At 56.7% G+C, this 12800-nt stretch carries 12 protein-coding genes; 8 read left to right on the top strand and 4 right to left on the bottom strand.

All coding sequences use genetic code 11. The features are described 5' to 3' along the window. Positions 1-12 precede the first annotated feature (12 nt). The 3 genes from ABIE29_RS23295 (at position 13) to ABIE29_RS23285 (ending at position 2184) form a co-directional block, all read left to right on the top strand. Positions 13-108: a LuxR C-terminal-related transcriptional regulator gene (locus ABIE29_RS23295; protein ID WP_429621701.1), complete on the top strand. Its 96-nt coding sequence runs from the start codon at positions 13-15 to the stop codon at positions 106-108. 226 nt (positions 109-334) lie between these two features. Next, entirely contained in the window at positions 335-766 is a 432-nt protein-coding gene (locus ABIE29_RS23290) for a hypothetical protein (protein ID WP_429621699.1), read from the top strand. Then, complete coding sequence (locus ABIE29_RS23285) at positions 763-2184, top strand: FKBP-type peptidyl-prolyl cis-trans isomerase N-terminal domain-containing protein (RefSeq protein WP_429621697.1); 1422 nt, start codon at positions 763-765, stop codon at positions 2182-2184. Before ABIE29_RS23290 ends, ABIE29_RS23285 begins: the two co-directional genes overlap by 4 nt. Before the next feature lie 185 nt (positions 2185-2369). Here ABIE29_RS23285 and ABIE29_RS23280 read toward each other — a convergent pair whose 3' ends face one another. The 3 genes from ABIE29_RS23280 to fepD are packed head-to-tail and all read right to left on the bottom strand — an operon-like array spanning position 2370 to position 5267. Continuing rightward, on the bottom strand, positions 2370-3170 hold the full coding sequence (locus tag ABIE29_RS23280; RefSeq protein ID WP_429621695.1) for an ATP-binding cassette domain-containing protein: 801 nt from the start codon (positions 3168-3170) through the stop codon (positions 2370-2372). After that, entirely contained in the window at positions 3167-4192 is a 1026-nt protein-coding gene (fepG, locus tag ABIE29_RS23275) for an iron-enterobactin ABC transporter permease (RefSeq protein WP_429621693.1), read from the bottom strand. Before fepG ends, ABIE29_RS23280 begins: the two co-directional genes overlap by 4 nt. 1 nt (position 4193) lies before the next feature. After that, complete coding sequence (gene fepD, locus ABIE29_RS23270; RefSeq protein ID WP_429621691.1) at positions 4194-5267, bottom strand: Fe(3+)-siderophore ABC transporter permease; 1074 nt, start codon at positions 5265-5267, stop codon at positions 4194-4196. Between the two features lie 160 nt (positions 5268-5427). On the opposite strand from fepD, the gene entS reads away from it, so the two are divergent. Then, complete coding sequence (gene entS, locus ABIE29_RS23265; RefSeq protein ID WP_429621689.1) at positions 5428-6696, top strand: enterobactin transporter EntS; 1269 nt, start codon at positions 5428-5430, stop codon at positions 6694-6696. Here the strand turns inward: entS and fepB are convergent. After that, positions 6683-7642 (bottom strand): Fe2+-enterobactin ABC transporter substrate-binding protein, encoded by a 960-nt coding sequence (gene fepB / locus ABIE29_RS23260; protein ID WP_429621687.1) that lies wholly within the window; start codon positions 7640-7642, stop codon positions 6683-6685. The genes entS and fepB overlap by 14 nt on opposite strands. Before the next feature lie 194 nt (positions 7643-7836). Between fepB and ABIE29_RS23255 the strand changes: the two genes are divergently transcribed. The 4 genes from ABIE29_RS23255 to dhbA are packed head-to-tail and all read left to right on the top strand — an operon-like array spanning position 7837 to position 12300. After that, positions 7837-9045, top strand: coding sequence for an isochorismate synthase (locus ABIE29_RS23255; RefSeq protein ID WP_429621685.1), 1209 nt, complete (start codon positions 7837-7839; stop codon positions 9043-9045). 10 nt (positions 9046-9055) lie between these two features. After that, on the top strand, positions 9056-10684 hold the full coding sequence (locus ABIE29_RS23250) for a (2,3-dihydroxybenzoyl)adenylate synthase (RefSeq protein WP_429621683.1): 1629 nt from the start codon (positions 9056-9058) through the stop codon (positions 10682-10684). Positions 10685-10687: 3 nt separating this feature from the next. Next, positions 10688-11542, top strand: coding sequence for an isochorismatase family protein (locus ABIE29_RS23245; RefSeq protein ID WP_429621681.1), 855 nt, complete (start codon positions 10688-10690; stop codon positions 11540-11542). Continuing rightward, on the top strand, positions 11542-12300 hold the full coding sequence (dhbA, locus tag ABIE29_RS23240) for a 2,3-dihydro-2,3-dihydroxybenzoate dehydrogenase (RefSeq protein WP_429621679.1): 759 nt from the start codon (positions 11542-11544) through the stop codon (positions 12298-12300). Before ABIE29_RS23245 ends, dhbA begins: the two co-directional genes overlap by 1 nt. Positions 12301-12800 lie beyond the last annotated feature (500 nt).

The raw sequence follows: 12800 nt of genomic DNA, 5'->3' as shown, positions 1-12800 counted from the left end.
CAACAACGCAGCATCAAGACCATCAGCGCGCACAAATGTAATGCCATGCGCAAACTACAGGTTAAAAACGACAGTGAACTGTTCTCGCTGAGAAAGAATACGCCTTAGTAGAATTATGTGATTAGCAAAACCCGCCGTAAACTTCGCCCAATTTACGGCAGTGAGCAGTCACTGGCTGGAGATCTAACGTGGCACAGCCCTGTTGCTGTTGCCACCAAGTATGACCTGTCTTATCATCCCAACCGGGCAATAGCAATATTGCCCGCTAATGGAGGCGATCCGTGTGCGCACGGGCAGCGGTGACGGACATTATCCAGTCAGGAAGGAATAAAATTTGAAACAGCTTCAGAAAACCCGTGGGCACCGGCAGCCACTGCTTGCCTGTCTGATCATCAGCAATGTCCTGCTGATGGCTGGCTGCGCGAATGAAAACCCGGTCACCTCGTTTGTCACACCGGCTGCGGAGCCTACGCCTGTTGTCGTTGAAACCCCGCCACCCCCACCAGAGCCGACGCCTATAAGCAGGTGTCAGAACGATCTTGCCGCGTTGCAAACCATTAGTCCTCGGACCTATGCAGTCAGGAAGGCCAGTTTTGACAGTCTGCTGACTAACGCCTCGTTTTACAGCGGGGTACGCGGTGATGTGAACGCGTTGACCAAAAATACGCTAGACGCACTGTATAAATATAAAACCAATCAGCTGTGTGCACAAATCGGGCAAGACTTGCTTAACGGACTGATCCACAAAATGGAGAGCGTGAAATGAAGTTGGGGTTAAAGTATGGTTTGGCCTTGAGCCTGACGTTGCCGGCGGGCTGCGCATTGGGTGCAGAGCAACTCAAGGATGACAGGGCCAGCGCCATCCGGGCATTGGAAGCAATCACCAGCCAAGAGAGTGAGGCTCCGGCACTGTTGCTGTTGAGCCCTTCACAACTGAATGAGCTCAGCCCTCCCGCAGAAAGGAAAGTGAGTAAACCTTCCACCAATATCAAGCCCCGCGAGTCAGCTTCCCTGCAAGCGCAAATCAAACGGTTAAATGCTGCCCTTGCCCAACGGGACCAAGAGTTGCAGCAACTGCGTCAGGCAGCACAGCAGGATGCGGATGCTCGCGCCGAAGTTAGCCAGTTGAAAAAGACCCTGCAGGAGAATTTGCAGGCGACGGAGCAGATGCAGCAGGATATGGTGGCCGCGGCGACGGCTAAAGGTGAGAACTCCAACGAAAACGGTAGGCTACAGCAGGCGCTGGACCAAAGCCGCCAACAGAGCTCGGCGTTGCAGAAACAATTGGCAGCCCTGGCCAAAGCACACACCGATAATAGTCAGGAAAACAAGGCGTTGCAGGCAGAGTTGAACGACAGCCGTCAACAGGCCGAGCAAGCGAAAAAGGCGTTGGCCGAGTTATCGGCGAAAACTGAAGCTAAACCCATCCTGCAGCTTGCGCTGGATGAAAGCCTGCACAACCAACTGACGATGCTGAAAGTAGCCAACGAACAGCAACAGGCGGAAAACAGCCGACTGCAGCAGCAGTTGGCTACGCAGCCACGAGAAATCATAGAGCCGAAGTCAGAGCTTGAGATCCGTGATTATGCCATCGGTAGTTCCCTGGCAGAAGACATGTTGGCCTTGCTCAAACAGCGGGCGGCTCAGGGGGTTGAAGTGGACAGCCGTCTGGCGCTGGCGGGGGTGCAGGATACCTTCGCGGGCAAGCTCAAGCTGCAACCGGAGCAGATCGACAAGGCGTTGGATGCCAGCGCAAAGTTGGTGCAACGTAATGCACAGCAGCAAAAATTGGACACCGAAAAGGCAGGCGCACGTTACATCGAGCAGTTTGCCAAGCAAAAACAGGTGAAAAAAGAGGCGTTAGGTTACTTTTACCGGATCGATAAGGCCGGAAAGGGGGCTATTGGCGCGAACAACATGATCAGCGTGGCGGTAAAAGAGAGCCTGATCAACGGTAAAGTCGTCAAGGATATGCAGGCGGCAGGCACCTCGGTCACCCAGTTACTGAGCAGCTATCCACCGATATTCAGAACGGCGATCTCGAAGCTGCAAAATCACGGCAGTATCACGATGGTCGTACCGCCAAGCCTGGCTTACGGCGATAAAGGTCTGCCCCCGGATATCCTGCCGGGATCGACCATGGTCTATAACGTAACGGTATTGGATGTCGCACCAGCCAAGTAAATGGAGCACGGCTGTGGCTGCCTGCGTAAAGGTTTTTCAACTTGCACGGCCCCATTTACCCAGTAGATGGGTGCCCAGCATAAAACACGTTAGTTAGAGGGCTGGCGCGCTCACGGTGATGAAGTCTCAGTAGTGTCATCGGCTATCAGCCGGTGGCCTGGTTTTCATCGTGAGTTTGCTGGCCGCTATTTCCCCAATGGCACCACCAGCGGCGTATGCGAAACCGGATCGTCGATGATCACGCACTTCAACCCGTAAACTTCCTCGATCAATTCCGGCGTAACAATGTCTTTTGGCGCGCCCTCGGCCACCACTTTGCCGTCGCGCATGGCGATCAGATGGGTGGCATAGCGGCAGGCATGGTTGAGATCGTGCAGCACTACCACCAGCGTGTAATGGTTCACCCGGTTCAACTGGCGCAGCAGCTCCAGCAGATCGATTTGGTGAGTGATGTCCAGCCAGGTGGTCGGTTCATCCAGCAGCAGCAGCGGCGTTTGCTGGGCCAACACCATGGCGATCCACACCCGCTGGCGTTGGCCACCGGAAAGGGTATCGACGGGTTGATCGGCCAACTGAGCAACGCCGGTTGAGCGCATAGCCTGCTCCACCGCCAGCTGATCTTCTTCGCGCCAGCGGCTGAACAGGCTCTGATGAGGGTAGCGGCCACGGGCAACCAGATCGAACACCGTGATATCGCCCGGGGCAATCGAGCTTTGTGGTAACAGGCCCAGTTGGCGTGCGACTTCCTTGGTGGGATATTCCCGAATTTGTCGACCGTTCAGCCATACCGAGCCCGCCTGGGGTTGCATCAGGCGGCTGAGGGTGCGCAGCAGCGTGGACTTGCCACAGGCGTTTGGCCCGATTATGACCGTCAGTTCGCCATGAGGAATAGACACTGAAAGATCGCGTGCGACGATTTTCTTGTCGTAGCTCAGCGTCAGGTTTTCGGCACGCAGAGGTGCGGTGAACGGGGTTTCAGCATTCATTTTTTTCGTGACTCACGGATTAGTAACCAAATCAGATAAATGCCACCGAGGCTGACGGTCAACACGCCGACCGGCAACTGATAAGGCATAAACAGGCGCTGCGCTGCCACATCGGCCGCCAGCAATAATAAGGCACCGGTCAGCGCGGTGAGCAGCAGGACGTTCTGATTGGCGCACAGGCGGCGGGCAATTTGCGGGGCGACCAGAGCAATAAAGGAAATCGGCCCGGCCACGGCGGTGGCGGCAGCGGTTAGCACCACGCCTGTCAGCCACAGCAGTAAACGGGAACGTTCTACGCCAACGCCGAGTGCGCAGGCGGTGTCATCCCCCATTTCCAGCAGCCGCATACGCCGTGTCAAGGTTAGCAACAGCAGTAACGCCATCAGTAGCACTGCCAGCACCGGCAGGCTTTTCGCCCAGGTGACACCGTTGAGGGAACCGGCGTTCCACAACCCGGCGGTCATGGACGCTTCCAGCGAGGCGCTGACGATCATCCAGGTATTGGCTGCCAGCAACAGGGCGCGAACGGCAATCCCGACAATAATCAGACGGAAGGTTTCTACCCCGTTGCTCCAGGCCAACAGATAAACCACCCCGGCGGTAAGCAGGCCACCGGCCAACGCCCCGGAGGTAATGCCGATAACGCTGCTGTTAAACAGCACGATGGCGACCAGCACGCCGCTATAGGCTCCCGTATTGAAACCAATTACGTCAGGGCTGCCGAGCGGGTTACGCAATAGTGACTGGAAAATTGCACCGCTGAGGCCGAGCGCCGCCCCCAACAGTAAAGCCATGGCGACACGTGGCAAACGCCACTGGGTGACGATCACTGCAAGATTGGCCGGGCCTTCGCCGCGTAACGCGTCGATCACCTGCGCAGCGCTGAGCTGCAAGGTACCAGAACCGAGGGCATAAACCGCCAGCGCAAGGCAGGCGAATAACAACAGCAGGGCAGTTGCCAACGGTCGCGCCAGCCGAAACGGCTTTTTGGCGAGGATCTGGCGGGAAACCAACAGGTTCATTTTATCCTCCCCGCCGGAACATACGGCGCTGACGCACCAACATAATCAACATCGGCGCGCCGATCAGGGAAAGTACAATGGAAACCCGCAGTTCCCCCGCGACCAGAAAGCGCCCCAGTAAATCAGCGCTAAGTAGCAGGATTGGAGTTAAAACCAATGTCCAGGGTAACATCCAACTTAATTCGGAACCCGCCAAGCGGCGGGCAATGTGGGGCATCATCAGCCCGACAAAGGCAATAGGGCCAACGGCGGCGGTAGCTCCGCCACACAGCAGCGTAATAGCTATCAGGCCAAGCAGTTGAGTGCGGATAATGCCAGTGCCGAGCGCCGCGGCTAATTCACTCCCCATGCTCAAGCTGTTCAGCGCCTTGCTAAGCCACAGGGTTATCAGCGTGCCCAGCAGGATTGGCAATGCGACGGTGCGTACTACCGCCATATTCTGAATGTCGAGTGAACCGGCCTGCCAGAAACGCAGCTGATCGAACACCAAAGGGTTGAGCAGAGCGATGCCGGTGGTCATCCCTTCCAGCACAGCAGCCAATGCCACCCCAGCCAGCGTCAGGCGCACAGGATTAACTCGGCTGCCACCCAGAGCACCTACCAGCGCTACCAGCAGCGAGGCAAACAGCGCTCCGGCAAAGGCAAACCACAGATACTGGCTGACGGTGGCCGCGCCAAAAAAGGTTATGCCCAATACAACGGCGAAGCCGGCTCCGGAGTTAACGCCTAAAATGCCGGGATCCGCCAGCGGATTGCGGGTGAGGGTTTGCATCAGCGCGCCAGCCAGCCCAAGCGCGATGCCAGCCAATATGCCGATCAGCGTGCGTGGCAGGCGGGCTTCGGTAATGATGACGCAGTCTGCGCCGCTGCATTGGCCGCTCAGCGCGGCAACGACGTTACTGAAAGGAATGGATTTAGCCCCCAGCGACAGGCTGAGCACAATTACGGCTAAAAGCACGACAATGGCGCACAGCAGGCCAAACAGGCGCTGCCAGAAGGCGCGGGATAACCCCAGAAACAGTATGCCCCTGCGGTCGGGAAGCGGTGGAGAGCAATTAGGTGTAAGCCGGAACATGACAGCCCATTATTAATTGAATATCAATGATATCTATTATCATTATTGATTATGTTTATCTATGGTAGCATGGCAGCCTGGCCAGCACTAGCACCGTGCCTATCGAATATCGTGTCATTGTTTGTGGAAGATCAAGGATATAAGTTGTGGTGATTACCAGATGAATAAACCCTCTATTTTGCTCGATTTTGGCCTGCTTAGGACCAACCCCGCTTTTCGTGCCGTATTCTCTGCCCGTTTTATTTCGATCCTGGCATTGGGCCTGATGGCGATAGCCATTCCGGTGCAGATCCAGGCGTTAACCGGCTCAACCCTGTTGGTTGGGCTGGCGGTAACCCTGGCGGGCAGCGGCATGTTTGCCGGTTTGCTGATGGGAGGAGTGTTGGCCGATCGCTATGAACGCCGTCGCCTGATCCTGTTTGCGCGCTCAACCTGTGGCGTGGGTTTTCTTGGCCTGTGCCTCAATGCTGCGTTGCCAGCGCCTTCACTAACGGCCATTTACCTTCTCGCGGTGTGGGACGGATTTTTTGGTGCCGTGGGCGTGACGGCGTTGCTGGCCGCGACACCGGCCATCGTTGGCCGTGAGAATATCGTGCAGGCCGGTGCCATCAGTATGCTGACCGTGCGCTTTGGGTCGATTCTGTCTCCCGCTATCGGCGGGCTGGTGATCGCCGGGGCGGGTATCAGTTGGAACTATGCGCTGGCGGCCTTGGGGACGTTGATCACCTTGATCCCGTTATTAAAATTGCCTCAGTTGCCACCGCCGCCCCAGCCTCGCGAACATCCGTTGCGGGCGCTGATCGGCGGCTTCACCTTCCTGTTCCAGAACAAGGTGATTGGCATGGTGGCGCTGATTGGTGCGCTGATGACCATGGCTAGTGCGGTGCGCGTGTTATATCCAGCTATCTCGGGCATGTGGCAGGTCACCACCCAGAGTTTGGGGATCATGTATGCGGCGGTGCCATTAGGTGCGGCGATTGGCGCATTTACCAGTGGCCGGGTGGCTCAGGTGGCACGGCCAGGCTGGATGATGTTGATAACGGCGATAGCGGCTTTCGTAGCTGTGGGGCTGTTTGGCTTGATGCCTTGGTACGGCATGGCGCTGCTATGCCTGGTGGTGTTTGGCTACCTCAGTGCGCTGAACTCGCTGCTGCAATATGGCCTGATACAAAATCTGACGCCGGACGCGTTTCTGGGCCGGATTAACGGCCTGTGGACCGCGCAGAACGTGGTGGGGGATGCGCTTGGTGCCTTGCTGCTTGGCGCGATGGGGGCATTTATGCTGCCAGCGATGAGTTCGACCAGCTTCGGTTTTGGCGCGGCGCTGCTGGCTGTGGTGCTGGCGTTTGCCATGCGCGGGCTGCGCAACGTGAGCATGGGCGGGCAGAGCGAGAAACTCCAACCCGCCACTGCGGCTACGGAGAAATAAACAGCTTTTCCAGACGCGTCAGCAAGTTGCTGGCGCTGTAATAATCCAGACGGAAGGTGTCGTTCCCCAGCGCGTAAACCCGTTTACTCTCCACTGCTGGCAGATGGGCCAGGAAACTGTTGCTCATCAGCCGCTGCACATCGCTTTCGTCGTTGGCGAATAACAGCAGTGTCTGGCCATTCAAGCCTTCAGCCAGATTTTCTCCGCCGAGTTGGATGATGTCTTTACGCGCCCCTTGGCTGGTGCTGGCGTTGAGTTTGGGCGGCAAGGTGGCCAGGGTAAATCCTAGCTGTTGCAGCAGTTGCCCTTGGGATGAGTCGGCGCTCCACAGATTGGCGTTCTTGCCATCGCTGCGAAACACCAGTGCCGTTATGGGCTGTGGTGGCAATGTCATCTGCTGTTTCAGCGTTTTCTCACGGCGATCAAACTCGCTGACGATCTTCTCCGCTTGTGCTTCATGGCCGGTCGCTACGCCAAGGATGTTGGCCAGTTCCTGCCAGCTTTTATCGTCGTAGTTCACCACCAGCACCGGAGCGATGGCTGACAGCTGATCGTACAGGCGCACCGCAGAATCGGCCCCGGTAGCGGACATCACAATCAGGTCCGGTGCCTCACCGGCGATCGCCTCGGCGTTGGGTTCACCAATATAGAGCCGTTTCACTCCGCGTTTGGCCGCAATCTCTCCCCACTGGTGGAAAAAGCCCTGCTGATCCGACAGCCTATTGTTTGGGCTGGTGGCTCCGCTGGCGATCACTGGGGCGTCGATCGCCAACAACGTACCAGTGACCGTCACGCTGGTGGAAACGATACGCTGTGGCGGTTGGTCAAGGGTGATAACGCCGTGCGAGGTTTCGATACTGCGCGGCCAGGCTTGAGTCTCGGCTTGGACCACGCTCAAAACCAGCAGGCCAAACAACGCCAGACTGAGCCGCAGGGGAATTGACATCGGTGAGATCCTTTTAATCCGAATGATTATTATTCATTGGTCTGAAACCACCAAGTTTAACCCTTAATCTAGGTTAGCAGAAGAGGTTACGTTTATTGACATGGTTAGTTCTGGCAGGTACTTTATCGCGGATGCAATACAAATGATAATCATTATTATATTGGTTATTGTTAATGAAACAAGAGGAAGTACCTATGGACGTAGCCGTTAAGGGCGCAGCGCAAAAGGACCTGCAACAGGGGGTAGATCTGGCACAGGCCGCTACAATATCCCCGACTTCAGGTTTCTTTTTTACCTCGCCTTTTCGCAGTCTGAGCACTCAAGGGTGTTTTGCCCGCATCACCTTGCCTGCGGTTGATGGTGATGACCTGCAAGGCCAATTCCAGCAGGCGATACAGCAGGCCTTTGCACAGGCCCGCAAGGCAGGCATCAAGGATCCGCTGCTGTGTGGCGCGATCCCTTTCGATACTCGTCAACCCTCGTCACTGTTTATCCCGCAACAGACGCAATGGTTCGATCGTGAAACCCTGCAGGCCAGTTTAGTGCCTGCTGCGGGGCCGATCCCTGAGATTGTCCACCAAACCGAGTTGCCAGCGCAGCCGCAGTTTATGCAGATGGTTAGCGATGCCGTACAGGCAACGAACAGTGATCAATTGGATAAGGTGGTGCTCGCCCGCTTGTTGGACATTGAAACCAGCAAGCCGGTAGACCACGAAGCGTTGATGGCGCGTATCATTGCCCAGAATCCCCACGGCTTTCATTTCCACGTGCCGCTGGCAGAGGGGGCATTGGTGGGAGCCAGCCCGGAGCTGCTGCTGCGTAAATTTGGCGACCAGTTCCATTCCAATCCTCTGGCGGGTTCGGCACGGCGCGAAAGGGATCCGCTGCGGGATCGGGCGGTCAGCGAACAACTGCTGGTTTCGGGTAAAGACCGCTATGAACACCAAATCGTAACCGAAGGCATGCGCCAGGTCTTGGCCGGGCGTTGCAGTCATTTGCATATTCCCGCAACCCCCGAACTACTCAGTACCACCACGTTGTGGCATCTTTCGACACCCATCGATGGTGAAGTGGCCGATCGGGCAGAGAATGCTCTGTCACTAGCCTGTCTGCTGCATCCGACGCCGGCATTATGCGGTACTCCAACGCTGGCAGCGCGGGATCTGATCGAACAGCTTGAGCCGTTTGACCGGCAGCTGTTTGGTGGCATCGTCGGCTGGTGCGACGCCGAGGGCAACGGAGAATGGGTCGTCACCATCCGTTGCGGCACCGTCAAGGGTAATCAGGTACGCCTGTTTGCCGGTGCCGGCATCGTGCAGGACTCTTCCCCACAGTCCGAATGGCACGAAACTGGCACCAAACTCAGCACCATTCTACGTGCGTTTGGCCTAAATCAAGGATAGAGAGTCCTCCATGACAATTGCTTTTACCCCCTGGCCTGAAGAGTTCGCGCGCCGTTACCGCGAACGCGGCTATTGGATCGATCGGCCATTGACCGACATCTTGTCCCGTCAGGCAGATAACGACGCTATTGCGATGACCGACCCGCAGCGCAGCTTAAGCTATCGCCAACTGGAACAGCTTTCCGACCGTCTAGCCGCCGCCCTGTTACGGCGTGGGCTGCGATCCGGTGATACTGCGTTGGTTCAGCTTGGCAACGTGGTTGAATTCTACGTGGTGTTCTTTGCCCTGCTGAAAATCGGTGTGGTGCCGGTGAATGCTCTGTTCAGCCATCAGCGCAGTGAACTGAACGCCTATGCCAGCCAAATCAAGCCTGCGCTGTTGATTGCCGATCGCGATCATGCCCTGTTCGCGCAGGATCAGTTCCTGGATACGTTCAGGGAACAACATCCTTCGCTACGGGTGGTTGGGCTGCGTAATCAGGCCGAAGGTGAACAGGCATTGGCCGCTTGGCTGGAAGAGGAACTCGGTGCTTTTGAACCGACGCCAACGGCTGCCGATCGGGTGGCGTTTTTCCAGCTTTCTGGTGGCAGCACCGGTACGCCGAAGCTGATCCCGCGCACCCATAACGATTATTACTACAGCATTCGCCGCAGCGTGGAGATTTGTCGCTTCGACAGCGCTACCCGCTATCTATGTGCATTGCCAGTGGCCCACAACTACCCAATGAGCTCTCCGGGCGTGTTGGGGGTGTTCTACGGTGCCGGTCTGGTGGTGTTTGCCAGCGATCCCGCGGCAGCCCAATGTTTCAAACTGATCGAACAGCATCAGATCACGGTCACCGCACTGGTGCCGCCTGCCGTTACCCTGTGGCTACAGGCGATCGAAGAGTGGGGCAGCAATCAGCCGTTGGCCAGCCTGACGCTGCTGCAGGTTGGCGGCGCAAAATTGGGGGAAACCCTGGCGGCCCGCATACGCAACGAGATCGGCTGCCAGTTGCAGCAGGTGTTTGGCATGGCCGAAGGGCTGGTGAACTACACATTGCTGGATGACGACGACCAACACATTCTCACCACCCAAGGCACGCCAATGTGTCCGGACGATGAACTATGGGTGGCAGATGAGCAGGGTAATCCGCTACCTGTAGGGGAGACTGGCCGCCTGATGACGCGTGGGCCATACACTTTCCGCGGCTACTACCAAAGCCCTGAGCATAATGCCGAAGCCTTTGACGAGAACGGCTTCTACTGTTCCGGCGATCTGATCAGCCTGGCGGCGGACGGCTATGTGCAGGTGCAAGGGCGGCAGAAAGACCAAATCAACCGTGGTGGCGAAAAGATTGCTGCAGAAGAAATTGAAAACCTGCTGCTGCGCCATCCGGCGGTGATTAACGCCGCGCTGGTGTCGATGCCGGACGATCTGATGGGTGAAAAAAGCTGCGCCTTTGTCATCGCGCACGAGGCCGTCAAACCCGTGGTGCTGCGCCGCCATCTGCGTGAGCAGGGTGTGGCCGAATTTAAATTGCCCGACCGCTTTATTCAGGTGGAGTCACTACCGTTAACCCCGGTCGGAAAAGTCGATAAAAAACTGCTGCGTGAACGCCTGGAAGCGCAACAACTGGCTCAGGCCAAAGGAGAATAAGTCATGGCGATCCCTAAACTTACCGATTATGCGTTGCCAACGCCTGGCGAACTGCCGGTTAACAAGGTTAACTGGGCCTTCGAGCCACAGCGCGCAGCACTGCTGATCCACGACATGCAGCAATATTTCCTCAATTTCTGGGGCGAAGACAGCCCGCTGATCAAACAGGTAGTCGAGAACATCGCCGCTCTGCGCCGCTACTGCAAGCAGCAGGGTATCCCGGTGTTTTATACCGCGCAGCCTAATCAGCAAAGTGATGAGGACCGTGCCTTGTTGAATGATATGTGGGGGCCGGGACTGAACAAGCACCCGGAGCAGCAGGCTGTGGTCAGCGAATTGGCACCGGAAGCTGACGATACGGTGCTGGTGAAATGGCGTTACAGCGCGTTCCATCGCTCGCCATTGCAAGAGATCCTGCAAGAAAGCGGGCGCGATCAGCTGATTATCTGCGGCGTGTATGCGCATATCGGTTGCATGACCACGGCTATCGACGCCTTTATGCGCAACATCAAACCGTTTATGGTGGCCGACGGCCTGGCGGACTTCTCCCGTGAGGAACACCTGATGGCCTTGCGTTACACCGCCGGGCGCTGTGGCCGCGTGGTGACCACCGCCGATCTGCTACCCGGAATTGGCAGCATCAATGCGCTGCGCCAGCAAATTATCCCGTTGCTCGATGAAGATAGCGAAGACATCGGCAATGACGAAAACCTGATCGATTACGGTCTGGATTCGGTGCGTATCATGGAGTTGGCAACCCGCTGGCGTAAAATTCGTGAAGATATCGATTTTATCGCGCTGGCCAAATCACCGACTATCGATAGCTGGTGGGCACTGCTTTCCGAGAGGAGATCCTGATGGCCAATGAACAGGAATTTACCGGTAAACGTGTTTGGGTGACCGGTGCCGGGGCGGGAATTGGTTATCAAACTGCATTGGCATTTGCCCAGAGCGGGGCCGATGTTATCGGCTTCGATCTGCATTTTGGCGATCTGGACTACCCGTTCCGCACCGAGGTGTTGGATATCACCGACGCCGCTGCGGTAGATAGCGTTTGCCAGCGCTTATTGGCGGAACATGAGCGGTTGGACGTGTTGGTCAATGGGGCCGGCGTTCTGCGCCTGGGGCTGACCGATGAAACCAGCAATGCGGACTGGCTGGCCTGCATGGCGGTGAACGCCGGTGGTGCCTTTAACCTGTTCCGTCATACCTTGCCGGTGTTCCGCCGCCAGAAGCAGGGTGCCATCGTGAGCATTGCTTCTAACGCGGCCCATGTGCCACGTGTTGGCATGGCGGCCTACTGCGCCTCCAAGGCCGCTATGCGCAGCCTGTGTCAAACCGTGGGGCTGGAAATGGCGCCTTATGGTGTGCGCAGTAACCTGGTTTCCCCCGGTTCGACCAATACCCCGATGCTACGCGGGATGTGGCAGGACGAGCACGGCGAAAGCAATATGATCAAGGGTTTCCCCGACCAGTTTAAGTTGGGTATCCCATTGGGCAAGATTGCCCAACCGCAGGAAATCGCCGATGCGATCCTGTTCCTGGCATCTGACCGGGCTAGCCATATCACGATGCAGGATATTGTGATCGATGGTGGGGCGACGTTGGCGGCCTGAGTTATTGCCAATGCATTAAAACCATAGGGAGCCGAGTTGGGCTCCCTTTTTGTTTTTGATGGTCAGTCACTAATTGCCTTTAAAATATTTATTTCTTTGCGGCGGCTAGGTTAATGGCGGAATAACCTGTGGCACAGACTGTTCCCTCTCCTTGGGGAGAGGGTTAGGGTGAGGGAGATATCACCGTTGGCTGAGGAGGCGGTTGCCGGGTAGGTCAAAAGAAGTAGGGGGCAAGCATTTGGCACCTGTACGGTGGGTCGTGCAGGATGACCGGCCGCCGCCGTTGTCTCGCAAGCGAGACTCGAACCTGAACGCAGGTTCTCACCCACACGACCCTTATCTGGGTATGTCGAGTTTGGCGTCAGTATGTGAGTGGGGAGTACATATGCGAAAAAGGCGCCTAAAGGCTAATGCCGATCGTTTAAGGATCGGTTGACCGATCCGGTGGCTGGTGTAAAAAGGGTTCATGTTCATCATGGACCCTTTTTAAATGGAACTCT

Origin of the sequence: Serratia sp. 2723, from assembly GCF_050434425.1 — a bacterium.
GTDB lineage: Bacteria > Pseudomonadota > Gammaproteobacteria > Enterobacterales > Enterobacteriaceae > Chania.
This window is presented reverse-complemented; position numbering and strand designations above follow the sequence as displayed.